A 24,767-nucleotide genomic window follows, 5' to 3' on the forward strand; every position below is an offset into this window, starting at 1 on the left:
GCAGAAATGCCGGGCACCGTGGCCCGCTTTCCTACCTACGGGTAGCCCTCAAACCTGTTATGCCCGAGCTTACGCTGGCCTGGGGCTCCAGAAACTCGATTTGGGAGAGAAGGCTGAACCATACCGGGAGTTGGTTATATCTTTCCGCGGCATTTGAAGTTGGCTCGCACCCACCCAAATCTGTGAGCATTGTTTGTAGCGTATAGAAGACGTCTCTGCCTGATATGAACCACATTGTATATATGAGCCGCGCCGTGCGGCCCTTGTCTGATCAGGATTTAAAGGAACTGCTGGACCAGTGCCGCCGCGACAATGCCTTGCATGAGGTAACGGGTATTCTGTTTTACAGCCACGGCCATATTGCTCAGCTAATCGAGGGGGAACCTTCGATAATCGACCCGCTTTACGAGAAAATTGCGGCCGATGGGCGCCACTCCCACGTCATGCAGCTGGCGAACAAGCCCATTTCCGCCCGCAGCTTCTCCGACTGGTCCATGGCGTTTCACCCCTTGGAAGCAGAGGGCTTCAAAACGCTGGAAGGATTTTTCCTACCCCACCAGGTGCCCCAAACCCCCGAAACCCTGACTATTGCTGATGCCCTGATTGTGGACTTGGTACGGCAGGCCGTATTTGGGCCTCAGCAAGATACCCTCGTGTAGCCCCGCCCTACCTTCGTCTTACCCGCCTTCCCCGCTCCCGCCCCTCTTCCCTCCATGCGTGAACAGCAGCTTCAAACTATTCTTCAGCACATGCCAGCCGGTATTGTCACCCTGCTGGGCCCTGAGCTGCGCTATGGGTTTGTGAATGAAGCCATGCAGGCGCTGCTGGGTGGGCACACGCCCGAAGGCGAGCCCCTGGCGGCGCATCCGGGCCCGCTTACGGCAGATATCCGGGAGGTTATGGGGCAGGTGTACGAGTCGGGAGTCTCTTACGTAGCCAAGGCCTTCCCCCTACCCCTCACCGAGCCCGAAACCGGACAGGTGGTGCCGCGCTATTTCGATCTGGCGCTCGAACCTCTGCACGACGACCACGACCAGAGCTTGGGCCTGCTGGTATTTGCCGTGGATGTCACGGCCCAGGAAGAAGCCCGGCAGCGCGCCCACACCCTTAGCCTGGAAACCCGCCGCCTCGATGCCCGCCTGCGCGTGCTAACCGAAACGGCACCGCAGATAACCTTCACCATGGATGCCGCCGGCCGCTACGAGTACGTGAGTCCGCAGTGGTATTACTTTACGGGGCAGCCGCCTACGGCCGATCTGAACGCCATCTGGCCCCTGCTTATTCATCCCGACGACCGGCTGCGCGTGCTGTACCAATCGGAGGTGGCGCGCACTAATGGCGTGGGCTGGACCTACGAGTACCGCCTGCGCCGCCACGACGGGCAGTACCGCTGGGTACTGAGCCGCGCCCTGCCCGAGCTGCACGCCCCCGACAAGCCCGTGTTCTGGCACGGCGCCGTAACGGAAGTGCACGACCAGCGCGAGCTGGCCGAAGCCCTGCGCCGCGGCGAGGAAGAGCTGCGCTTTCTGGCCGACAGCATTCCGCAGCTAATCTGGACGGCCTCGGCCGCAGGCTTCATTGATTATTACAACCAGCACACGGCCGAATATTCAGGCCTATCACCCAAAGAGTTAGGGCCCACCGGCTGGGTAAGTCTGCTGGAACCAGCGGAGCAGGCCCTGGCTGCCCGCCGCTGGGTGCAGAGCGTAGCTACCGGCCAGGAATATGAGGGCCTGTGCCAGATGCGCCGCCACGATGGGCAGTACCGCTGGCACATCATTCGGGCGCGGCAGCTGGCCGATGCCCGCGGCCTGCGCTGGTTTGGTGCCTGCACCGATGTAGACGACCAGTACCGCCTGCGCCAGGTACTGCAAACCCAATACGACGAGCTGGCCCGCACCAACCGCGACCTGGACACCTTTGTGTACACGGCCTCCCACGACCTGAAGCAGCCCTTGTTCAATCTGCGCGGCCTTTTCGATGAGCTGCGCCGCACGGCTACCTTCACTGACCCCGAGCAGGGCGACTTGCTTCAGATGGTAGACCAAGCCCTGGGCCAGCTGGATGGCACCTTGCACGAACTGGCCGCCACCGTACAGCAACAGCGCGAGCTGGCCGCTCCTACCGAGCAGCTGGACTTGCGCAGCGTGGCGGAAGAAGTACTACTGGGGCTGCGCGCTCAGGTAGAAGAAGTGCAGGCTACCATTGAGCTAGATATGGGCGCGGCCCCCACCCTGCTGTACGGCCGGGCTAACCTGCGCTCCGTGCTGCATAACCTGATCAGCAACGCCCTGAAGTTCGCCCACCCCGAGCGCGCCCCGCTTATTGTGTTGCGCAGCAGCTTATCAGATAGTGGGCAGCCCCTGCTTACGGTGCAGGACAACGGTTTGGGCATGAGCCTCGATACCGAAATAGCGGCTGAGGCTGTGCCAGCCTTACACACGTTTGAGCGCCAGCACCCTCATGTAGCCGGCGCTGGGGTAGGGCTTTACTTGGTGCAGCGCATCATCGACAGCCGAGGCGGGCATTTGGTGGTGAATAGCACCGTTGGTGAGGGCACCACCTTCAGCGTGCAGTGGTTTGAGTAAGCTGCCGGGGCACCTTGGCTTGCTTACAAGTACCACTCCTCACCCGCCGCCAAGGCAAGCTGTACAGGCTGACCAACGCTATAGCCGCGGGCGGTTGTCCGGAGGGTAAGGCGCGCATTCAGTACCTGCACATCCAGCTCATAGTAGCTCCCGAAAAACCGCACTTGGGTTACGGCACCCGGCACTCCCCGCCCTGCATCCGCTAGCAACAGGCTTTCGGGCCGCACCAACAGGCGTTTACCACCAGCGCGCCGCCGGCTACCACCCGATGCTGCCAGAGCCTTGGCAGCCGCTCCATCAAGCAGGTTATAGCTCCCGAAAAGCCCTGCTGCGTATTCTGAAACCGGTTGTCGATAGATGTCGGTGGGTGGGCCTTGCTGAATAATACGCCCGGCCTGCATCACCAAAATTTCATCGGCCCAGGAGAGGGTATCGAGCGGATCGTGGGAGATAAGCGTACAGGTGATGCCCAGCTGCTCACCAATGTCCTGAATTACGGCCTTCAGTACGCGCTTGTGGCCCAGGTCGAGGTTGGAAAATGGCTCGTCGAGCAGCAGGAGCTTGGGCGAGGAAAGTAGCAAGCGGGCCAGGGCAATGCGCTGCCGCTCGCCCCCGGAAAGTTGGTTGGTGCTACGCCCGGCCAAATGCTGAATCCGGCATACATCGTACAGGCGGTCTGCCGCGCCAGCAGGCAGCTTGTTGGCGTAGCGCAACACCTACTCTACCCGCAAAAATTAGGTAGTTCGAACTGCTGCGAGAGGTAGGCCACGCCCGGATGCCCCGGCATCAGCTTTTCGGCTGGGCCCTTTACCCGCGCATCTTCCAGCCACACCTCGCCGGCGGTGGGCTGCACCAACCCGGCTATAATTTGCAGCAAAGTGCTTTTGCCGGCTCCGGTTTCGGCGGCAATGGCAATTTTCTGGAAAGGCTGCTGGCTGAAGCTGACTTCCTGCACGGCGTACCGCTCCTTTTCCCACAAGCTAACCCCCGAAACGCGTAATAAACTCATAAGAGCAGAAGCAAAACCAACTGGCGCGGGCGGCACCAGCCTCCTAAAAAACAAGCCGTTTCCTACCCCTACCCAGAGCAAGAAGCCTTAGCCCAGCCGCCGCCTCATAAAAGCAGCTAGCCGTGCTGGCCGCCCGAAGATACAGCCAGCAGCCGGGGTAGGCAGCCCCAGACCGCAACTACAAAAAAAGGCACCCGGAAAACCGGGCGCCTTTTTCAGTAACAGGATATAACCTGGGGCTTAGCTGTTGCGCTGCGTGTAGTTCGGATCAATATCCGTATCGGTGCGGCCGCCGTCGAGGCGCTCCACATCTACCTCCGTTTTGCGCACGGTGTCCCGGATGGTTTCTTCCCGCTCGGTCACCTCCTTGCCCAAAGACACTTCTTCTACCACGCGAGCTTCTTTAGCTACTACAGCTCGTTCGGCGCTTTCCGTAATTTCGATTTCTCCTTCCTTAAAGGCGGCAAAGTCGGCCTCCGTAGCAGGACGGTCAACGGGGCGGCGCTCTACGTTTACGTGCTCCTCACGCAGGCGTACGTTGGCTTCGACGGGGCGCTCTACAATGCGGCTGCGCAGGCGGGCACCACCGGTTTGCTCCACGCGCTTGCCTACTTGCAGGTTTTCTTCGATTACCTGAGCCGTAGCGCCGGTAGCATCTGTGGTAGTAGCACCGGTAGCCGTAGCACCGTAGCTGTTGCCGTACTGGTAGCCCGTCTGGCTAGCCCGCTCGTCTACGTCAACGGCCCCGGCATCATCAAGAATTTCGGCGGCGCGGCGGGCGTTTTCATCCGAGTGAGCGTGTACCGTTACTACCGAGCCGCTGTTGCGAGCTACGTGCGAGTAGCGGCGAGCATCATCGGAGTCGTCGCCACCGAAAAGGTTGCTAAAAAAGTTGCTGATGCCGTCACCGGCCTTCTCGGCCGTACGGCCGGCAGCATCGGCAGCGCCTTCTACGGCAGTGCCGCTGGTGTTCTGGTAATTGCTGCTGGAGCCCTGGGTGCCAGCGTAGCTGCTGCTGGATGAAACGTCGACGTTCTCAGTGGTAAAGCCGGCGGCGGCGAGACGTTGGGCGGCTTGTTGGGCTTGGGCGGCAGTTTCAAATATGCCTACTACAGTCTGGTTCATAGCGGTTGAATGAAAGTTGGGAAAGGTTGGGTAAACAAGGAAAATCTAGGAATCCGCTCCCGGAGAAGGAGGTGCTCCGGCCTCCGGCGCGGCAGAGTCGCGGGTAACCTGCACCGTTTCCTGGCGCAGTACTACCCGGTGGCTTTCCTGGGTAGGAATTTGGTGTTTGGTAACGTGCAGCTCTTCTACTACCAAAAGGCGTTTCACTACTACCTCACGCACCACGGGAATAATCATGGTGTCACCCTCGTAGCGCACTCCTGGCAGCGTAGCCCCATCGACCACAAACTGGTTCACGGGTACCCGCTCCACCTGCACCTCGTCGTGGAGCAGAGTGAAGTTCAGCGCCTCCTCATGCTCCTCAACAGTTTTAGACAGGCGCACCCGACCGGTTTCTACCACCTCCCGCCGGATTACCGCGTGCTCCTCAATGACGGGGAGCACCAGGGGAGTTTCAGAAACCGCTTCTGGCAGGCGGGAAGCAGGGCCGGGAGCAGGTGTAGGGGTCGTATTCATAGCGGTCTGTCTACGCCACGCTAGCCACCTCGTTGCTACTGTTGAGCTGGATTTCAGGGATATAAAATTTGGGCTTTTATAATTATCCTGGCCTGGCGTAACCTTTTATCATTTAGAATATTGCCCTTCTAACACGGCTACCAATAGGCTCCTCGGCAAGCGGGTAACGAACCACTCAATAGTACTAAACCAACAAACAGTAGCACGCAAAAAATTAATGGGATTTTCATTCTGCCCCTTGCGGCTTTCAACAAAAGGCAGGGGTAGCACGGGGCCGTTCCCTTACTACGTACTATGCAGAACGCCCCGTCGGGCAGACGGGGCGTTGGCGAAAATCAGAAGTGAAAGAGAGGATACTACTACTTCTTCTCTTCAACGGGAAACTTCTCCAGAATGTCTTTGGCAGACTTGGCAAACTCTTCCCCGATGCGGGCAGGATTCCCTACTGGGTCGGCCATGGAGCCGCGCCACACCAGATTGTGGGTACGAGCATCAATGAAGTCCAGAATCATGGTGCCTTCATTGTAGGTTTCGGTACGGTAGCCTGTGTTGTAAAACGGCGACCTATACCAGTAGCCGTAGTTAATGGGCAGGTAGCCGCCGCGGTAAGACACCGCATAGGGAAAGGCGTAGCCCGCCGCCGGCGGGTTGGCCACCGTGCGTTCGGCTTCCTCGATATAGAGGTGGTAGGTCAGGTAGAAATCAGGCTTGGCAGTGCCGGCGGCGGGCCGGATACCGCGCTTGGCCAACTCGGTGTTGATGGTGTTCTGGATGATTTCGTCGTTGAGGCTGCTCTTGTAGATGGGGTTCTGGGAGTTGGCCGATTTCACTTCGGTTTTGGCCCAGTCGTAGGTGCGGTAGCGGCTGAAATCAACGCCGGGTTTTTGCTGCACGGCAACGGGTGAGGAGCAACTGCTCACGACTCCGAAGAGGAGTAGCAGCGCTGCAGTTAGGGTGGCTTTCATCAGGTTTTAGGTAGAATTGAACAAGTACTATCTACCGGCTATACCCTTTAGCCGGAGGCGGGGTTACGTGCAGCTTGCCGGCGAATCCTGGCCAACGTAGCTTTAGCTCAACCATTTACCTGCCCAGCGGCTTCCATCTTCACGGCGGCCGTGGCCTGCTGATGGCGGCGGTAGCCACGCAGGAAGAAGTGATACTGCTTGCGCGTTGTGACCTTATCCAGCACCTACCCGTGCCTTGCCGAGCCCACACGCCGCCCGCAGCTCAGGCTAGGAACTGAGCCGTAAGTGCTGCGGCTTGCCCCATCTTAGGGCCACGTGGTGCGGGGGCTTACGGCTTTGCCGGAGTGTTCGGGTAGCGAATCTGGCGAGGGCCGTGCCTGCGCTCCAGCCGGTTATTTAATCTCCCTCACTTGCAGGGTACCTACCGCACGGGCCGGCTGACCGGTGCGGGATACGCCTTCTACGGCCACCTGAAACAGACCGGCTTTATCACCGCAGTAGAAAGAAACCGTGGCCTGTCCGCTGGCATCCGTCTGAATGGTTGGGTTCCAGTACAGGGTAGTGCCTCGGGGGTCGCTGGCCGAAGTTGTGGCGTTGGAGTAAACGGGCTCGTAGAACGTACGCGCCTGATAAAACCGAGGCTGCCGGTAAAGGGGTGGCGTTACCACTGCCTGGTTTTCCAAGGACGGGTTATAGTTGGGATTAGCCTGCTTGGTGAAAAAGGCAATGGCCCCGGCGGCAGCCCGCTCCCCGAAAATGGCCGCCGAGTTGGTCCGGATTACCTCGATGCTTTCAAAATCATTCACCGGAATAGAGTTGATCATGTTGATATCGGTAGCCACACCATCAAGTAGAAAGAGCGGAGTACTGCTGATAGGGGTAGCCTCGGCAGCCGGGGTGCGGTAGCGCGTGTTGGGGCGGGCAGTTGGGGCTGGTGCCAGCCGGAGTTGCTGGGTACTGCTGGTGGTGTTACCGCGCATGGTTACTTGCACAAAGCCCTGATTCGCTACCACCGAGAGGCCCGCTACCCGCCCTTGCAGCACCTGTACCACGTCGCGGTAGGTAGATAGTCCGGTAATATTGCGCGTTTGAATCACGGCATCGGCCCGGCTGTAGATGCGACGGGTATCTGGTTTCATCGGCCCCTGAGCGCCCTGAATGGTTACATTGCTGAGCAGAATTCCACGGGGCGTTACAACCGGGGCGGCGTCCTTCAGCGCCTTGGCCTGCCGCAGGCGTTCGGCAGGCACTGCCCCTGGTTCAGGGAAGGGGTGCAGTAGGCTGGCGGCAGTGCCGGGTAGGTCCGGCTGTGCAATATCCAATAGAATCTGGGGCCGCCGGACTTGCTTGGTAGTCAGGGCTTCCAGCTTTACCACCGTGGAATCATAGCCGGTGAAACCCATAAAGGCAAAACGGCCTTCGGTATCGGTTGTCAGCTGGCGGCTGCTCCCCTGTTGGGGCGTGAGCACCACGGGAACCGCCGCGGCGGGTTGCTGCCGGTTGTTTACTACCCGCCCGCGCAGGCTAAGCTCTTTCTCGAGAACGTACGGAAAGCTACCCAGCTGATCGGCCAGCAAGGGCTGCCAGGTAAAGCGCCGCCAGCCCTGGGTTAGCAGCAAGTTGTCTAGGGCCTGGGCCGTGGCAGTCGTGCCTGATGCGAAATAGTAGCCAGGGTTTTCTACCTCTCCGTGCAGGTCTGAGGTCAGCAACAAGTAGCTCCGAATATCGGGGGCTCCGGCCGAGGGCGGCGCCAGCTCCGCATTCGTCACGGCCAGCGAGAAGCTGCCCGCCTGAAGCTGCCCGGCCGCGTTTTGGGCGGTTACGCGCAACTCCACTCGCTCACGCGGCCGATACACTTGCTTGCTGGCTTGCACAGTTAGGCGCAGGCCCCCCGGTGTGGCATCGGCAAAAGCCAGCCGCTCACACCGCGCCACCCGTTGCCCGTCAAACACCGTGAAATGCACTACCCCTGTTGCAAACCGGCTTTTCGGAATTGTAGCCGTGAACGGCGTTTCCGTAGTTACGGTGCCTTGTTCCAGGTAGGCAACCTGCCCGCGCACGTGGGCAGCAACTGTCAGTTGTTCGGCCGCCGCTCCGGCTCCGGCCATTCGGCGCACGACCAAGCGGTACGCGTTGCCGGTGCTTTCAACGTGCAGCGCCAGCCCCTGCGGTTCTGCGACGGGCAAAGGGTAGGTGAGCGGCGGGCCGCTTGGGAGCTGCACCTGCGCCGTGTAGCGCTGGCCCGCCACGGGCTGCAACTCAAAATGCCCCATGCCCGCGTGCTGGGTGCTAAACCGGGCCACTACTTTCCCTTGGGTATCCAGAACAGTACCGCTCACTTCTTGCCCGCGCCCATCAGAGCCCACGGCTTTGACCCCTATTGTGGCGGGCAACCCGGCCACCAGCGTCCCCCCTTCCGGGAAAAACTGTACATCGGGACGGGCCGCCGCGGACAAGGTCTTACTTGCGGGAGCCGGCGCTTCTGACCACACGGGCAGGGCCCGGCGGAACACGAAGTCCGGTGTGTTGCGCATCCAGTTGGTGTAGGCCCGCACTGTGTACATGCCCTGGGGCAACGCCGTCGGCAGTACAAAATCGCCGGGCGCGGTGCCATTCTGCAGGCGTAGCACTTGGTGGCTTAGTACCTGCTGACCAGCGTCCAGCAGGTCTACGTACAGCACGCCGCTCAGACTATCAGGCCGATGCCGGGCGGCATCTACGGCATAGGCCTTGAACCATATCGTTTCGCCCGCTACGTACGTGTCTTTGTCAAAATGCAGATACACTTTTTCGGGAGCAGCCACCTGATAGAAACGAGCTAATTGCTGGGCCAGTTGGCGCTGAAAAGTATCGGGAGCCCCCTTAAAGGCTACTAAACATCCGGCGGCAGCCGGCAGCAGCAGGAGTTGGATGCGCTTCATGGGATATAAGGAATAGATACAGGGTGCGAAATAGCATACCAGTAAGTATACTGTAATTTCACTCAACCAGCATTTCCTTTCCCTCTACCCTCTTTTCCCTGCCGGCTGGCTTCCAACTCTTTTCCGTTAGCTCCACCGCAACATTTCCCCCGGCAAGTGGGTAGTTAGTAGCCACCCAGCCCCTGGCAACGCCGCTAGCCGGGCTGGGCAGAGACTTACTGCTTTCTTATGGAATACATTGAACTAGGAACCTCCGGCGTGCGGGTTTCGCGCATTACGTTTGGCAGCTGGGCTGCCGGCGGCTGGATGTGGGGCGGCACCGAGCAGAACGATGCGGTGGGCGCCATTCGCGCTTCCTTTGACCTGGGCGTGACCAGCATCGATACGGCTCCCATTTACGGGCAGGGCCTGAGCGAAGAAATTGTGGGCGAAGCCATCAAAACCCTACCCCGCGACCAAGTGCAAATCCTGACCAAGTTTGGCATGCGCTGGGACGACAACAAGGGCGACTTTGGCTTCAAAAGCAAGAACAACCAGGGCCAGGACATCGACGTGTACAAGTACGCGGCTCCGGAAAGCATCATCAAGGAGTGCGAGGACAGCCTGCGTCGCCTCGGCACCGACTACATTGACCTCTACCAGATTCACTGGCCTGATGTAACCACGCCTATTGCCGATACGATGGAGGCTGTGCAGCGCCTGATTGAGCAAGGCAAGGTGCGCGCGGCCGGCGTGAGCAACTACTCGGTGGAGCAGATGCAGGAGGCTGAGAAGGTCGTTAACCTGGCCTCGAACCAGGTACCCTACAGCATGGTGCGCCGCGACATTGAGAAGGACGTTGTGCCTTACTGCCTGGAGCACAACAAAGCCATTTTGGCCTACAGCCCCATGCAGTTGGGCCTGCTAACCGGCAAGATTAAGCCCGGCCAGCACTTTGATGCCAGTGACCTGCGCGCTACCCACCCGCTCTTTAAGCCGGAGTTTGTCACGCGCGTAAATGCGTTTCTCGACAAAATCCGGCCCATGGCGGAAAGCAAAAACGCTACCCTGGGCCAGCTCGTGCTGCGCTGGACGCTGGCACAACCCGGCATTTCGGTGGCCCTGGTGGGTGCCCGCAACGCCGAGCAGGCCGTGCAGAACGCCCACGCCATTGACGTGCAGCTTTCGCCCCAGGAGGTAGAGTTCATCAGCCAGCAGCTTGAGCAGCTGCAGCAGCCCGCTTAGGCTAGCTGGTGTACCATCTTGAAAAGCGCTGCCCGAAATGGCAGCGCTTTTTATTTTATTCCGTCAACCCTGGTCAGCAAAGCGTCACCTTGCGAACAGATCTGTATTCTTATGTCATGAAACGCTAATGAGCTTGTTCACTGCAACCAAGGCCCCAAGATGGCACCTTGCTCAGGCAGGTTCTTAATGAGAGGATGGCCTACAGTAATGCGCATGAAAAGAGTTGTGGGCCGACTTCAAAAAGGAAATGCTGGCACCAGCTCTGAAAATTGAATTGCGACTGGCAGCCAAAAAGCCCTCCGCCCTAAGCTCTATTATGTATGTAGGCTACCGGATGGAGCGGGCTTACTACACCCAAGCACCCGACAAAACGCAAGACCTAATCAACCTCCTAACCTGCGTGACCCCAAGGCTTTTTTAGCGCAGAGTGACTCTGGGAGTAGCCTTGCCAGCCGGTAAGCCAGGTAAGCAGGGCAATGGGGGAAGTAGTGCAACCATTTACCACTGAAAGGTCTCCCTGCTATGGACACTCACCTTCTTATGATAATTCCTTATGCGCTACCCATTTACTCTTCTTTGTGGGGTTACGATCCTGCTTTCTGCTTCTGGCTGCGAAGACAAGAATTCTGAGTCCGAGCTTTTGAATACTCACTGGAAGCTGGTGCAAGTGGAAGAATTTCCAATATTCCTTTCCAGCTACGGTGATACCCAACGGTCTTCAATTGAGTTTACCAGCTCAAACCGTACTACTGGACTAGGGCCTTGCAATTCCTTCAGCGGCTCCTTTTCACTAGGCCCCGAGCCTGGCATGCTGAACATCAGTCAACAGGCCTCTACCAAGGCTTCCTGCGGAGCATTGCCCATTGAAACAAAATACCTGGAAGCGCTGCCGCGAACGGTGAGTTATGAAATTAAGGGCAGAGAGCTGCGGCTGTATGATGCCTCTAATGCCATAAAGCCCCTGCTCATTTTTGAGGATCGTGCAGCAGCGGAATAAGTATTACCTCTCCCCAAAACCCCACGCGGCCACCTCTGTTCTAGAGACGGCCGCGTGGGGTTTTGGGGAGAGAGCACCTTAGCAGTTACTGCCATCAAGGCCGCAGGCGGCGCCCTCGGTGCCAGCTAGTTGCACGGGCTGGGGCCGGGCTTCTTCCCACACTTTCTCCAGCACTTCCAGAAACAACTCGGTGGGCTGAGCACCGGATACAGCGTACTTGTCATCGAAGACGAAGTAAGGCACCCCGCGCACCCCAATCTGGCGGGCCTGGTACTCATCGTGGCGCACATCTTGGGCAAACTCATCGGAGTTGAGCACTTGCCCTACTTCGGCGGCGGGCAATTCTAGCTCGGCAGCCAAGCGGGCCAGGGTAGCTACATCATTGATGTCTTTGCCTTCTTCGAGGTACGCTTTAAACAACCGCTCTTTGGCGGCATCCTGCTTGCCATATCTGTCGGCCAAATGCACCAGGCGGTGGGCCCGGAAGGTGTTAGCTGGCACGGCGCGGTCAAAGTCGAAGGCTAACCCTTCGGCGGCAGCCATCTGGGTCATGTTGGCGCTCATTTGACGGGCCCAGGCTTCGGTGTTGCCGTATTTGGCGGCCAGGCGCTGGTACTGGCTTACGCCGGGCTCAGGGTTGGCTTCGGGGTCCAGCTCGAAGCTGCGCCACTGAATTTCTACCGCTTCGGCGTGCGGAAATTGAGCCAGGGCGTTTTCCAGGCGCCGCTTGCCGATGTAGCAGAACGGGCACACAATATCAGACCAGATTTCTATCTTCATAGGAACAACAGATTACACGCGTGTAGGCGCCTATAAGCGCTGAAACCAACAAAAAGTTTTGGGCTGCGGTCCGGTACCGGATGCAGTAGCCCGCAGACGCCAAGGCGTATTTTTCCGCCCGACTTCTTACTTTGCGGGCGCCCGGTCACCGGCCCACCACGCCCTTGCTCTAGCCCCATGCTGCACTTCTTTGATGCCACCCTGGAAGCTGGTGGCCCCAGTTTCATGCCTACGCAAGTAGTGGTGGTGCCACCGCTGGTGGTAGCGGCTTTGGGCGGCAAGAGTGCCCGGCGGGTGCGGGGAACACTCAACGGCTACCCTATCCGGCTGGGTCTGCTGCCGCTGACCGGCGGAGGGCGCTACCTCATGATTAACAAGGAAATATGCCGGGCGGCGGGAGTGCAGCTCGGCCAACACGTACGGTTGCAGCTGGAGCCCGACCCCGAGCCGGATCAAGTAGATCTGCCCGCGGAACTGGCCGAAGCCTTCGAGGCCTGGCCCGAAGCAGGAGTAGAGTTCGAGCGGTTATCGGGAAGTATGCGGCGGGCCGTGGCCCAACACGTGCGCGCGGCCCGGCAGGCTGAAACCCGTGCCCGCCGGGCCGTGGAGCTGACAGAGCGCCTGGCCCGGCGGGCCCACCCGTTTCGGAAGGAGTAAGCTATTTGGTCAGCGTAATGCTGACTATTTTGCCCGACCCGCTCACAGTGAACTTACAGTCGTCGAAGTCGGGCGGGGCCAGGCGGGGGCGTACGTTATTGGAAAAGGCGAAGGGCTCCGTAGGGATGCCCATCAGGTTCTTATCCAGCTTATCATTATTGTTGGTATCCTGAGTAATGGCCACGGCCCACTCTCCGGCCGGCAGGTCAACGGGCAGCGCTACCTGGCGCTGCCCGCCAGGCTTCACCTCTCGCATAAAGGCGTAGCCCCCCTTGGTTAGGAATTTCTCGCGCACATTGTAGAAATAGAGCTTCACGACCGAAGAAGTAGAGGCCAGCGCCGATACTACAACGGTGACGGAAGAGGGGCCGCCCGCCGCCGAGGAGGCCTTCGGGACGACTACTCCCATGGCGCAAATGGTAGTTAGGCAGAGGTGCTTCAATACTTGCATGGCAGAAGATAGGCAATGGAACAACGCCAAGCCAACACCACGTACCGAAAAATAATTACCCAACCCGTCATTACGTAGCCCGCTGCTAAGAAAACCGCGGCCACCTGCTGAATTGGACTTTGCGCCCAGCGGTTAGCAGCCCCGGCTAAGCTGACGGCAGGCCTGGGCCAAGGAAGAGTACTGGCTGACCTTGAAGTGGTAGTCGCCCCCGGCGGCATTATGAGAGTACTGCTGAATGGCAATCTGCCCGAAGATGTTTTCGGGCCCAATAAAGGCTAGCTGGTGGATGCCAGCCGCGTAGGCCCGGCGGTTCCAGCTAGTGGCGGCCCACTCCTGGTCCGCCGGGAGCATGGCCCCGAACAGGCGGGTATCTGAGAGCCAGCTCAGGGTAGGATACTGCCGACGGTATTGCTGATAAAATTCCAACCCTTTGTCGAGCAGGAAACGCAGGTTGCGGCTATTGGCAAAGCCATGCCACCGAATAAGCAGGCAAGGTATTCTGGTCAGCAGGAGCAGTTCACCGTAGGGTTCAGTATGGAGCCGGAGGTCGGACATGGAGGAAAGGCGCAAAACAGTACTCGGCCCAGGTGAAGTGGTGCTCCGTCTGGATTCCGGATAAGTTTACGTGCCTGGGCGAGGGCGGGGGCCGGCACTTCGGCGAACTGCCAGCCGGAGCCGACCAATCCTGAAGCTGGCTGGCTTAAGCAGCTTCGCGAGCCGGCATCCGAGCTAGTATTGCCGAAGCCACTCAGCAGCTATATTGTATTCTTCAAAGGTCAGCAAAAGCGGCCAGCCGCTTTGCGTAACGGAATAGTCGGCGTGGCTACGACCGCGCGGGTCCGGGGAGTACACCCAGGCCATGTACTGCAAGCCCGTATTGAACAAGCGCGGAAGCAGGCGCATACTCCGCCACTCCTCCTCCGTCACGTGCATCAGGGTCAGGCGGGTGTTGTCGTTGAGCAGCTTGGTGTACCTATTGGTGGCTACTTCGGCCAGAATTACTTCGGCTCCCTCCCGCACCGTAGCGGCAGTTTGCGGGCCGCGCCAGTCAGCATACAGCCAGTTGTCGCTTGTGTCGTGGTAGAGTCGCAAGTGGGGCAGCTCGCGCAGGAGCCGACGCTGGGCGGTGGTAGCCGCTTGTCTTCGCACAAGCTCTGCTCCTGATAAAGCAAATGTCACAGGGCTGATGAAATTTAGTAAGTAAGAGGAAGCTTGCCTTGGAGCCACTACTAAGAAGAAGTGTTTACTTCCTTCTAACACCAGCTACATGTTTCGTTTGCGCGTCAAACCAACACTAAATAAGAATATTTTTACTACAAATACTACTATAACATCATTTTATACATCTGCTAATTAACATATTTACAAGCAGATACACAAGAGAGCCCATGTTACTTTTTTAAGTAGCACGATGTAACTGAGCAACTCGCTTGGCGTCAGGCTGAGCAAGCCACGAGCTAGTGCTGGCGCAACCCTGTCTACCAAATGCCAGGCATAGTTTCGCGTAGAAACGCGGTGGTTAGCTGGGCCACGTATTCCGGACGCTGGCGGTGGGGAGTATGCCCTAGGCCAGGGAGAAGGGCAGGGCGCGCCAGGCCGGCTACCTGACCCACAATAGCCGTTACCTGCGCTGGCGTACCATACTCATCGGCAGCGCCTTGCACCGCCAGCACCGGACACGTAATGCGAGGCAGATAGGTCTCGATGTTCCACGCCCGGAAGGCCGGACTCAGCCATGTGTCCGTCCAGGCCCGGAACAAGACGTCGGTTTTGTCGCCGTGGTAGCGGGCCAGGCGTTGACGCAGGTCGGTGGTGGCGAGCTGCTGACGGGCTTGCTGGATGCCGCTGAGCGTTTCCTGCTCCACAAACACGTGGGCCCCAATAGTAACGGCGGCCGCCACCAAGCCAGGGTGGGTAGCTGCTACCAGCAGGGCCAGGGTGCCGCCATCGGAGTGCCCAACCAGCACGGCGCGCCTGACGCCACAGGCGGCCAGCACAGCCGGCACGGTTGGCGCCTCTTCCTCCAGGTAAGCCGGAGTGCGCCCCCCCGGCCCAAACGGCGCCGACTCGCCATAGCCGCGGCGGTCGTATATCAGGGCATGGCACTCCAGGTCTTCAGCCAGTTGCCGGGGCCACTCGCGCCACAGGCGGATGCTACCCAATGAATCGTGGAGAAACACCAGCCAGGGCCGCTGCTCGGCAGCGGGGCTGGCATGGCGTAAGGTGCGCACGCGCAGGGAGTGGTCGGTGAAGGGCAGATCGAACTCTGCTACAGCAAGGAAATCAGGAGGGAGCATGGTGCAAGTATGCAACCATTTAACGCTGATCCTGCTCCTTCTCTTGTTCCACCGACTTTTGCCTGCCATGATCCGGCGCTTCCTTCCGCTTCTTTGCCTTGCCGCCCCGCCTCTGCTGACGAGTTGCGACAAAAACACCGAGCCGGTGCCTGCTCCGGTTTATCTGCTGGACCAGCGCTGGGTGCTGACGGAAATAGAAGGCCAGGTGCCTTCCACAACTAGGGGGGCCACCACCGACCTGGTGCTGAACTCGGTAGGCAGCACCAATGCAGGCCGGGCCTTCTGCAACAACTACGGGGGTAAATACCTACTGACGGCCGGCTCGGCGCAGTTGACCTTTTCAGCCCAGTACTCCACCTATGCTACCTGCGCCGAGCAGGACCAGGAAACGCATTACTTCCAGCTGCTGCCCCAGGTGACGCGCTATACCATCAGTAACCGGCGGCTGGCCCTTTATGACGGCGAGCATACCACGCCTCTGTTAGCATTTACAGCAGCTGAGTAACGCACCCATCAGCTATTCCTCAAGCTAGTACATCAAGAAGCCCGCCCCTGGCACCAGGGGCGGGCTTTTGCGCTGGCAGAGTAGTGGCTAGAACCCTATATTGAGCACCAACGGCTGCACCTGCCAGCGCTGGTAGTACGAGTCGTACACGGTGCGGAGTCCTACTTCCAGGGGCGTGCGCAGCCGCAGCGGGTTAAACACGGCCGACACATCGAAGCCCGTAGCGTAGTAGTTGCCCACCAAACCTCCCGACTTACCCCAGACGCCATCCGTAAACACGGCACCCTTCAGGCGCTGCACGTACAGCACGCGGCCCCATTCCCAGTGCACGTCGGCCAGGGGTAGGCGGTACTCGGCGCTCAGGGAGGTTAGCTGCTGGTAGCTCAGGTAGGGCAGGGCCCGTGGGTAAAAAATAGCTGCGCCAAACCGGTACTCCTGCTGCTGCTGCCACTGGTAGCCAGCCCGCAGGCGCACGGCGTGGTGCCGCCCCAGCCCCGGCAGAAACACACTTGCCTGGGCCGCCCGCTGCTCTGCCGACAGGCCCGTACCGAAGGGGGTACCCCGCCACACCAGACTCAGGCTCTGCCCCCAGCGTGGGGCCACGTCGCGGTAGCTCTGCCGCAGGGTTCGGCTGAAGGCCACGCTGCCCACCAGCGCGTGCAGCGGCTGCCTGCCTACGTCGGTGCTGCCGGGCAGGGCGGTAAAATTGTAGCCGTGGGTTTGCTCCAACTGGTAGTAGGCCCCCAGGGTCAGGGCCGTGAGCAGGCGGGAGGTAGTTAGGGTGAGGGGCAGGCGACTACCCACACTCAGGCGGCTGTACTGCCACCGGTCATAGGCGCGCCCCCCGGCGGCTACTGGCCCAATTGCGCGGCGCCCCCCGTGCTCCAGGCTCAGATCCAGCACCGGCCAGAGGCCCTGATAGCTAACGTCGGCGAAAACACGCCCGGTGCGCTCTACCCCATCGTAGCCCGCACCTACCACGAGCTGGGTGGTGCTCAGCACATCCTGCGCCCGTAGTCCCAGGTTCAGGCCTGAGCCCGAGGGGCTTTGCACCAGCCCCCAGCCGTAGGCGTTCAGGGCGTGGGGCAAGCGGCGGTACCGGCGGGCAACCAAGGGGGCTCCAGCCACAGAATCCTCGGGCAGCACGGAGCCGACGGTGCGGGTACCCGGCTCCCGGGCCGCCAGTTCCTCGGCGTAGCGGTTCGGGGGAGTACCGGGGGTAGCAGCCGGCACGGGCCGCCACTGCTCAGGACGCAGGGGCATTTCCAGCACGCGGCTTCCCTGGGCGCGCACTTCGTAGAAGGCCAGTCGTTTTCCGTCCGGCGACACGGCTGCGTGGTACGCTCCTACCGGGCGGGCTGTTACCTGGCGTACCTCTCCCGTGCGTAGGTGCACGGCGTACACCTCATCCTGGCCCGAGCGGGGGGAGTTGAACAGCACGTACTCCTGCCAGGGCTGGGGGTGGGAAAGGTTGTCGTTGGCCGCGGGCAGCAGGGTGCGCAGCGCACCAGTGGCTACCTCCAACAGGTCCAGGCGTTTGCCTGCTGGCTCCAGGCGCACCACTGCCGCCGTACGCCCATCAGGGGCAAAGCGCGGGTGCAGGTACGGCAAGTTCTGCGGGTTGTCGTAGGTGCGGACCACGGCGCCCGTGGCGGCATCGAGCAGGTGCAGGCGGTGCTGGTAAGCTGAGTCGGTGCTGACGGCCAGCAGCTGCCGGCCATCGGGCGAAAGCACGGCCGCCGTGTAGCGGGTGCGGCGGCCAGGGCGGCTAACCAAACCTGTTTTTAAGTTCAGCAGGCGCAGCTCGGAGTACACCTGCTGCCGCCAGCGCGGGTCGTAGCGAAACTCCAGCCACGCGGCTTTGCCCCCGCCCACGGAAAGCTGCTCGGGGTTGTGGTGCAGACCCAGCACCAGGCGCTGCCGCTCCACGCCGCCGCGGCGTAGCTCCACCAGCCGGGGCGTGTGGCCCAGGCCGCTTTTGAGCGCCAGCACAGTATTATCGTCGAGGTACTGCGGGTACTGGTACTCGGTGAAGACTTTTTCGGTGGCGGCCACCGGCAGGTCGGTGGCGGGCGTCAGCTCCCGGCCAGTCTGTGCGGTGCGCCAGATGCTGTCCAGCTCCTGCATGGTGCGGGCGTACAGGTCATCGGAGCGCAGGCCGGTAGTGCGGCGCAGCTTATCAGAAAACGACAGAGGGTAGACCGGAAAATCGTAGTAGCGGCTCAGGACCTGGTCCCACACGCCGGGCCCGGCCGTGCGCTTCAGGTACGTGGTCAGGAAGTAGCCTAATACGTAGTGGTTGGGCACATTGTCGCGGAAGGAGCCGCCCACGGCCTTGGCGTAGGAGTAGTGCCGCCCGGCCAGCAGGTTGGCGCGCAGGTAGGCATCGAAGTTGGGAATCCGGCCCCGGCCGCTGCGAGTCAGGGCCGTTTCGGTGCCTACGGCGTCGCCCTCGGCAAACCAGTCGGGTACGCCCAGGGTTGTCAGGCCCAGCCCTCCGTAACCACCCAGCAGGTACCCCACCTGCCCCACGCCCCGGTGGGCCTTGTCGTACTGCACCACGTGGCGGTACTCATGCACGGTCAGCTCATCCAGCCAGTCGAGGGTGCCGGCCAGAAACGGGTCTTGGGGAAAGGTAGTGTAGAACTCTGAGCGGCGCGGCAGCAGCGTCACGAAGCCGTTGCCCACGGTGGTGCGAGTTTGCAGCACCACCGTTACGGGCCGGGCTGCCAGCCCCAGTGAGGCCCCGCCAGGCTCGTGTACCTGCTCCAGGCGGTGGGCCGTGCGACGGGCGCGCTCGGCAAACCCTTCGGGGTAGAGCACCCGGAAGTGGGGGGTGCGCACCTCGTACCAGCGTACGGAGGCCGGCACTTGGTCAAGCACGGGCAGAAGTTGGGCCAGGGTAGCCCCGCAGGGCCAGGCCGCCAGCAAGGCCGCCGGTAACAGAATACGCAGGGAGAAAATCACGCGGGAACGAGAGGTTGGGATTCCCGAAGAAACTACCCTTCCTGCCCGAAAGCAAACCCGTGCGCCCGCCCCGGCGTTTGCTACCTCCCCACCCCACCCGGGCCGCCCGGGGTCAGGGGCAGGTACCCTATGCCGGTGGTAGCAGGCCGCATCTGGCCAGTGCAGCAGTAGGCCTGCCCAGTGCGGCCCAACTGGCTACCAGGCTCGGGCCCACCCCCTGACCGCAAGGCAGTTGCCAAGGCGTGGGCCCGATAGCAGGAATTTCCGGGGCGCACCCCAAAGCTCCTCTTTTTTATGGTAGGTAGCCGCAGCCAGACGTATACCTTTGTGAAGTTCCTGCTCTTCCCACCATGGCACCCGAGTCGCCCGATTTTCAGCTTCTGTTTGAGGCCCTGCCTACTCCGCATCTTGTCCTCACGCCCGGGCTTGTTATTGCTGCCGTTAATGACGCCATGTGCTGGCTACTGGCCCAGTCCCGCGAGGCATTGGTTGGGCGGGCCGCGCTGGAAGTGCTTCCCGTCCACTCCACGGCTCCGAATACAGAACTTTGGCAAGAGGCCCTGCAGGAAGTAGTAGTCCACCGGACCACCCGCCACCTCGACGCCCTGCGCTACGACCCGCCGACGACCACTACCACCGACCGCCCCCTCCGCTTCTGGCAGGCCCTACTACAGCCCGTACTCACCCCTGATGGCCAGGAACTGCGCTACATCTTGGTTCGCGTGCTTGATGTGACGCAGCAGGTGCAGGCCGAGCAGCAGGTGCAGTTCAGCCACCAGCACCTTTCCACGCTGGCGCACACCACCCACGATATTCTCTGGGATGTAGACCTGCGCACGGGCCAGCTCTGGCGCAATGAAATGTTTACGGCCGCCTTTGGCTACCCCCTCACGGCTGAAACCCAAACCTTTGAGTTCTGGTATGAGCGCCTGCACCCCGACGACCGCGCCCCCGTCGACGCCATTATGGCCGCCGTGCGGGCCGGCCAGCCGGTAGCCTCCCAACTGACGTACCGTATGCGGCGCGCCGATGATACCTGGGCGGAAGTAGTGGACCGCTACCGGGTTATCTGCGACGAGGCCGGGCACCCCATCCGCCTGCTCGGGGCAGCCCAGGATGTTACCCAGATGCGTGCCACTGAGCGGGCCCTGCACCACAGTCTGGAGCAGTTTCAGGTGCTGGCCGATTTCATTCCCCAACTTGTGTGGGTGCTGGACACGCACGGTAGCGTGCTCTACTGTAACCAGCGCTGGCAAGAGTATACCGGGCTGCACCAAACCAACCCCGAGAGCTGGGCCAGCGTGGTACACCCCGCCGACTGGGCGCAGGCTGTTGCTCGCTGGGAACAGGCCCAGCGCACCAGCACGTACTTCCAGTGCGAATACCGCCTGCGCGGCCGTAACGGACAGTACCGCTGGTTTTTGTCGCAGGCCCGACCGGTGCTGGCCACCGATGGCAAGGTGGATAAATGGTTTGGCACCTGCACCGATATCGAGGACCAGAAGCAGGCGCAGCAGCAGTTGGAAGCCAAAGACCAGCAGCTTCAGCTTATCCTGGGAACCGTACCGGCCTTTATTGCTACCCTACTCGGTCCGGAACACCGCCTTACCTTCCTCAATCAGCCTTTCCGCGCCCTGATTGGCGACGAGGTCCACCTGGGTCAGCCAGCCTACTCCGCCCTGCCGGGTCTGGCCGACCAGGGCTTGGGCGAAGTACTCAACACGGTATACCGCACCGGCCAAGTGCTAACAGGCTCCGAGCGGGCCGTGACCATAGCGGCTGCCCCGGCCCCCCGCTACTTTGATTTCACGGCCCAACCGCTGCTTGACGCGGCCGGACAGTCTCAGGGGGTACTGGTGTTTGCAGTGGAGGTGACAGAGCGGGTGCATGCCCGCCAGCGCCTGGAAGACCTGAACCAGGAGCTGCGCCGCCAGGATGCGCTGCTGCGGGTCATGACGGAATCATTACCGCAGATTACGAGCATCACCCGGCCCGATGGCTCAGTGGAATACCTGAGCCCCCAGTGGTTTGCCTACACCGGCCAGACCATCGACGATTTGCCCCAGTGCTGGCGCCTGGCCCTGCACCCCGACGACGTGGAGCCGGCCCGGCAGGCTTTTCAGCAAGCCATAGCCCAGGCCAGCCCCCTAAGCCTAGAAGTGCGGCTGCGGCGCCACGACGGGCAGTACCGCTGGCACCTGAACCGCTCGGTTCCCTCCCTCACCGATGATGGACAACTCCAGCACCTGTACGGAGCCTGCGTAGATGTGCAGGACCAGCGTCTGCTGGCCGAGGAGTTGCGCCGCAGTGAGCAGCAGTTTCGTTTTCTGGCCGAAAGCGTTCCGGCCATCGTCTGGACGGCTGGCCCGGGAGGGGTAGTGGACTACCTGAACTCTCGCTGGAGCTACTACACTGGCGTGCCCGTGGAGCAGAGCCTGCGCGAAGGCTGGACTGACCTGTTGTGGGCCGAAGAGCGCGACGCAGTAGTCAGTGAATTTAGCCGCAGCATGCAGGAAGGCACCGACCTGGATATGGAAAGCCGCCTGCTGGATGTACGCACGGGCCAGTACCGCTGGTACCTGCACCGGGCCCGCCCTCTACGCGACGAGCACGGCCAGATTCAGCGCTGGTTTGGCACTACTGCCGACATCGACGACTACAAGCGGGTGCAGCAGCGCCTGGAGGAAAAAAATGCCGAGCTGACCCGCACCAACCAAGACCTGGACAGCTTCGTCTACGCCGTGTCGCACGACCTGAAGCAGCCCATTCACAACATGGCGGGCATCTTCCAGGAACTGATTCGCACGGCCTTCTTCCGCGACCCGGATGCTATGAAGCTCATTGCCATGTTCGAGAAGTCGCTGCACCAGATTGACGGCACCATTCACAACCTCTCCGAGCTGGTGCGCATTCAGAAGCTGCGCCACGAGCAGCCCGCTGAGCTACTTAACTTGTCCCACCTGACGGAGGAAGTACTACTCAGCATTGAGGAACAGGTAGCCAGCTCCCGCGCCCTGGTTCACCTCGACTTTGCCGCCGTGCCAACCCTTTATTTTGTGCGGCCCCACTTACAGAGCATACTTTACAATCTGCTCAGCAACGCTCTGAAATACGCCGCCCCGCGCCGGCGCCCCCGCATTCAGCTCCGAACCTTGCTAGTGGAGGGCCGGCCAGTGCTGGAGGTGCAGGATAACGGTTTGGGCCTGGATTTGCAGCGCTTCGGTGGGGAGCTGTTTCAGCTGTTCCGCCGCTTCCACGACCACGTGGAGGGAGCTGGGCTGGGCCTCTACCTCGTGAACCGGGTAGTGCAGAATGCCGGCGGCCACCTCACCGTCGACAGCACCGTGGGCGAGGGCACCACGTTCCGGGTGTTTCTGCCGGCCAGCGCCCGACCTGCTTAAGCAAGAGCGAGGTATGGCGCCGGGGTTGTACTTTGGCAGCTGCCTTCTACTCCCTACTGCGCATGCCCCCCGTTTCCCTCGCTTCAAAGCTGCCCGATGTGGGCACCAGCATTTTTTCGGTGATGACCCAGCTGGCCCTCGACAGCGGAGCCATTAACTTGGCCCAGGGCTTTCCCGACTACGACCCGCCCCTGCTCCTGCGCGAGGCCCTGGCCCGCCACGTCCTCACGCCCGGCCACCAGCAGTACGCACCCATGCCGGGTGTACTGCGGCTGCGCGAAGCCATTGCCCGGAAAACGGCCCGCCTCTACGGCTACTCGCCCGATGCGGCCACCGAAATTACTGTTACCAGCGGGGCCACCGAGGCCCTGTACGCCGTGCTGGCTGCCGTGGTCAGTCCCGGCGACGAAGTGCTGATTCTGGAGCCCGCCTACGATTTGTACGCGCCAGCCGTGCGCCTGCAGGGCGGCGTACCCGTGTACGTGCCCTTGCAGCTGCCCGACTTCCGGCCCGACTGGGACCAAGTGGCTGCGGCCCTCACGCCCCGCACCCGTTTGGTAATGCTTAACTCGCCCCACAACCCCACCGGGGCTACCCTCACGGCCGCCGATTTGGACACCCTGGCCGGGCTACTGCGCGACACGCCTGCCCTGCTGCTCAGCGACGAAGTATACGAGCACATGGTTTTCGACGGGCAGCCTCACCATAGCGTGGTGGCCCACCCCGAGTTGCGGGAGCGGGCCTTTGTGCTGTCTTCGTTCGGGAAAACCTACCATGCCACCGGCTGGAAGGTGGGCTACTGCGTGGCCCCGCCGGCCCTGACCACGGAGCTGCGCCGGGTGCATCAGTTTGTGACCTTCAGCGTAAGCACCCCTACCCAGCACGCCCTGGCCGACGTGCTGCCCACCGAAGACCTTTACACCGCGCTGCCCGCTTTCTACCAGCAGAAGCGCGACTTGTTCCGGGAGTTGCTGGCTCCCACGGCCTTCCGGCTGCTGCCGGTGCAGGGCGGCTACTTCCAAGTGGCTGACTACCGGGCCCTGGCCCCCGACCTCGACGACGAAACCTTTGCCCGCCGCCTGACCCAGGAAACGGGGGTAGCCGTAGTGCCCATTTCGGCTTTTTACCACAACCGCCAGAACCACGGACTGGTCCGGTTTTGCTTCGCCAAGCAGGAGGCTACCCTGCGCGCGGCTGCCGAGCGGCTGCTACAAGGCTAAGCAGTATTTTCTTCTGGCCATGCGCTGAGGTTTCTTCTCGGTGGAGGCCAGCACTGCGTATACCTTCCGGCTCCTGCCGAATGCCAAACGGTTACCCGCAGGCAGACCTGGGGTAGCGGCCGCCGCGCGTGGTAAAGCAGTTGCTGCTGTGCTCAGCCAATGGAGCAGGAAGTAGGGGCCAAGGCCGGTTGGGACACCGGACTAGCGTTGAGCTAGGCTTGCCCGGAGCAGAAGCCGGTGGCCCCGGCTTTGCTGGCATTTTTATCTCCAGTATCTCAGGGTTTTTCGGTATACTTCCTTACTCTAACTTGCTTTAACACCTGCTGCCGTGTCTGATCTGACTGTCTCTTTCGTCCAGACTTCCCTGCAATGGCATGACCCGCACGCCAACCGCCAGGAGCTAGGCCGTCATATTGATGAAATATCCATTCCGACGGACCTGATTGTGCTGCCGGAAATGTTTACTACCGGCTTCAGCATGAACGCTGCTGCCCTGGCCGAGCCCGTTGATGGCCCAACCACGCACTGGATGCGCCAACTGGCCGCCGCCCGCGACGCGGTGGTGGTAGGCAGCCTCATCATCAAGGACCAGGAGGCCTACTACAACCGCCTGCTGTGGGTGCGCCCCGATGGCTCCATCAGCCACTACAACAAGCGCCACCTCTTTACCATGGCCGGGGAGCACAAGGTATATACGCCCGGCACGGAGCGCCTGATTGAGGAGTGGCGCGGCTGGCGCATCTGCCCGCTAGTCTGCTACGACTTACGCTTTCCGGTGTGGAGCCGCAACCCGCTCGACAACCCCTACGACCTGCTGCTGTACGTGGCCAACTGGCCCGCTACCCGCCGCACCGCCTGGATAACGCTGCTACGGGCCCGGGCCATCGAGAACCTGGCGTACACGATGGGAGTGAATTGCGTGGGCCTCGATGGCAACAGCCAAACCTATACCGGCGACTCGGCCCTGCTGGACATGCGGGGCGAGTACTTGGTGGAGGTTGGCAACCAGGAAACCAGCATTACCCGGGCCCTGCGCCGCTCCGAGCTGGAAGCCTTCCGGGAGCGGTTCCCCGCCCTGCACGACGGCGACCATTTCGAGTTGCAGAATCTGGTGTTGCGCTAAGCCCTTTGGTTTAGAACACAC

Annotated in this window: 21 protein-coding genes; 9 read left to right on the forward strand and 12 right to left on the reverse strand. The window is 61.1% G+C overall.

Translation table 11 applies throughout. The features are described from left to right. The first annotated feature begins 224 nt into the window (after window positions 1-224). Both K3G63_RS13195 and K3G63_RS13200 read left to right on the forward strand, forming a co-directional pair. Window positions 225-659, forward strand: a complete 435-nt coding sequence (locus K3G63_RS13195; protein WP_220614567.1) for a BLUF domain-containing protein — start codon at window positions 225-227, stop codon at window positions 657-659. A 54-nt stretch (window positions 660-713) separates the two neighbouring features. Next, window positions 714-2,588 (forward strand): PAS domain-containing sensor histidine kinase, encoded by a 1,875-nt coding sequence (locus K3G63_RS13200; RefSeq protein ID WP_220614568.1) that lies wholly within the window; start codon window positions 714-716, stop codon window positions 2,586-2,588. 23 nt (window positions 2,589-2,611) lie between these two features. Here the strand turns inward: K3G63_RS13200 and K3G63_RS23075 are convergent, their stop codons facing one another. The 6 genes from K3G63_RS23075 to K3G63_RS13230 form a co-directional block, all read right to left on the reverse strand. After that, a complete protein-coding gene (locus K3G63_RS23075; RefSeq protein ID WP_310794585.1) occupies window positions 2,612-3,301 on the reverse strand; it encodes an ATP-binding cassette domain-containing protein in 690 nt (229 codons plus the stop codon). A gap of 8 nt (window positions 3,302-3,309) precedes the next feature. After that, a complete protein-coding gene (locus tag K3G63_RS13210) occupies window positions 3,310-3,597 on the reverse strand; it encodes an ATP-binding cassette domain-containing protein (protein ID WP_220614570.1) in 288 nt (95 codons plus the stop codon). Between the two features lie 240 nt (window positions 3,598-3,837). Then, window positions 3,838-4,722 (reverse strand): YsnF/AvaK domain-containing protein, encoded by an 885-nt coding sequence (locus K3G63_RS13215; protein WP_220614571.1) that lies wholly within the window; start codon window positions 4,720-4,722, stop codon window positions 3,838-3,840. Between the two features lie 45 nt (window positions 4,723-4,767). After that, entirely contained in the window at window positions 4,768-5,238 is a 471-nt protein-coding gene (locus tag K3G63_RS13220) for a YsnF/AvaK domain-containing protein (RefSeq protein WP_220614572.1), read from the reverse strand. A gap of 359 nt (window positions 5,239-5,597) precedes the next feature. After that, window positions 5,598-6,203, reverse strand: a complete 606-nt coding sequence (locus K3G63_RS13225; RefSeq protein WP_220614573.1) for a DUF4136 domain-containing protein — start codon at window positions 6,201-6,203, stop codon at window positions 5,598-5,600. Window positions 6,204-6,595: 392 nt separating this feature from the next. Further along, window positions 6,596-9,124: a TonB-dependent receptor plug domain-containing protein gene (locus tag K3G63_RS13230; protein ID WP_220614574.1), complete on the reverse strand. Its 2,529-nt coding sequence runs from the start codon at window positions 9,122-9,124 to the stop codon at window positions 6,596-6,598. Between the two features lie 228 nt (window positions 9,125-9,352). Here K3G63_RS13230 and K3G63_RS13235 point away from each other — a divergent pair, with 228 nt between their 5' ends. Continuing rightward, window positions 9,353-10,348 (forward strand): aldo/keto reductase, encoded by a 996-nt coding sequence (locus tag K3G63_RS13235; protein WP_220614575.1) that lies wholly within the window; start codon window positions 9,353-9,355, stop codon window positions 10,346-10,348. Window positions 10,349-10,901: 553 nt separating this feature from the next. Continuing rightward, the gene (locus tag K3G63_RS13240) at window positions 10,902-11,345 is read left to right on the forward strand and encodes an META domain-containing protein (RefSeq protein ID WP_220614576.1); all 444 of its coding nucleotides are present in this window, start codon (window positions 10,902-10,904) and stop codon (window positions 11,343-11,345) included. Between the two features lie 78 nt (window positions 11,346-11,423). On the opposite strand, the gene K3G63_RS13245 is transcribed toward K3G63_RS13240, so the two are convergent. Further along, complete coding sequence (locus tag K3G63_RS13245; RefSeq protein ID WP_220614577.1) at window positions 11,424-12,125, reverse strand: DsbA family oxidoreductase; 702 nt, start codon at window positions 12,123-12,125, stop codon at window positions 11,424-11,426. Window positions 12,126-12,302: 177 nt separating this feature from the next. Here K3G63_RS13245 and K3G63_RS13250 point away from each other — a divergent pair, with 177 nt between their 5' ends. After that, window positions 12,303-12,782 (forward strand): YdeI/OmpD-associated family protein, encoded by a 480-nt coding sequence (locus K3G63_RS13250; protein ID WP_220614578.1) that lies wholly within the window; start codon window positions 12,303-12,305, stop codon window positions 12,780-12,782. 1 nt (window position 12,783) lies between these two features. Here K3G63_RS13250 and K3G63_RS13255 read toward each other — a convergent pair whose 3' ends face one another. From K3G63_RS13255 to K3G63_RS13270, 4 genes are all read right to left on the reverse strand, one after another. Then, a complete protein-coding gene (locus K3G63_RS13255; protein ID WP_259404437.1) occupies window positions 12,784-13,233 on the reverse strand; it encodes a DUF2141 domain-containing protein in 450 nt (149 codons plus the stop codon). 132 nt (window positions 13,234-13,365) lie between these two features. Continuing rightward, window positions 13,366-13,788, reverse strand: a complete 423-nt coding sequence (locus K3G63_RS13260) for a hypothetical protein (protein ID WP_220614579.1) — start codon at window positions 13,786-13,788, stop codon at window positions 13,366-13,368. A 174-nt stretch (window positions 13,789-13,962) separates the two neighbouring features. After that, a complete protein-coding gene (locus K3G63_RS13265) occupies window positions 13,963-14,382 on the reverse strand; it encodes a hypothetical protein (protein ID WP_220614580.1) in 420 nt (139 codons plus the stop codon). 329 nt (window positions 14,383-14,711) lie between these two features. Further along, window positions 14,712-15,530 carry an alpha/beta fold hydrolase gene (locus tag K3G63_RS13270; protein ID WP_220614581.1) on the reverse strand — a complete coding sequence of 273 codons (819 nt, stop codon included), beginning with the start codon at window positions 15,528-15,530 and terminating at the stop codon, window positions 14,712-14,714. 67 nt (window positions 15,531-15,597) lie between these two features. On the opposite strand from K3G63_RS13270, the gene K3G63_RS13275 reads away from it, so the two are divergent. After that, window positions 15,598-16,035 carry an META domain-containing protein gene (locus tag K3G63_RS13275; RefSeq protein ID WP_220614582.1) on the forward strand — a complete coding sequence of 146 codons (438 nt, stop codon included), beginning with the start codon at window positions 15,598-15,600 and terminating at the stop codon, window positions 16,033-16,035. A gap of 87 nt (window positions 16,036-16,122) precedes the next feature. Here the strand turns inward: K3G63_RS13275 and K3G63_RS13280 are convergent, their stop codons facing one another. Continuing rightward, the gene (locus K3G63_RS13280) at window positions 16,123-19,002 is read right to left on the reverse strand and encodes a hypothetical protein (protein ID WP_310794586.1); all 2,880 of its coding nucleotides are present in this window, start codon (window positions 19,000-19,002) and stop codon (window positions 16,123-16,125) included. Window positions 19,003-19,352: 350 nt separating this feature from the next. Here K3G63_RS13280 and K3G63_RS13285 point away from each other — a divergent pair, with 350 nt between their 5' ends. The 3 genes from K3G63_RS13285 to K3G63_RS13295 all read left to right on the forward strand — a co-directional run bounded on the left by K3G63_RS13285 (window position 19,353) and on the right by K3G63_RS13295 (window position 24,746). Beyond that, window positions 19,353-22,403: a PAS domain-containing protein gene (locus tag K3G63_RS13285; protein WP_220614583.1), complete on the forward strand. Its 3,051-nt coding sequence runs from the start codon at window positions 19,353-19,355 to the stop codon at window positions 22,401-22,403. A 62-nt stretch (window positions 22,404-22,465) separates the two neighbouring features. Continuing rightward, window positions 22,466-23,623 (forward strand): methionine aminotransferase, encoded by a 1,158-nt coding sequence (locus tag K3G63_RS13290; protein ID WP_220614584.1) that lies wholly within the window; start codon window positions 22,466-22,468, stop codon window positions 23,621-23,623. Between the two features lie 328 nt (window positions 23,624-23,951). Then, window positions 23,952-24,746, forward strand: a complete 795-nt coding sequence (locus K3G63_RS13295; RefSeq protein WP_310794587.1) for an amidohydrolase — start codon at window positions 23,952-23,954, stop codon at window positions 24,744-24,746. Window positions 24,747-24,767: the final 21 nt, after the last annotated feature.

Source organism: Hymenobacter sp. HSC-4F20 (assembly GCF_019599275.1).
In the GTDB taxonomy this organism is placed as follows: Bacteria; Bacteroidota; Bacteroidia; order Cytophagales; family Hymenobacteraceae; genus Hymenobacter.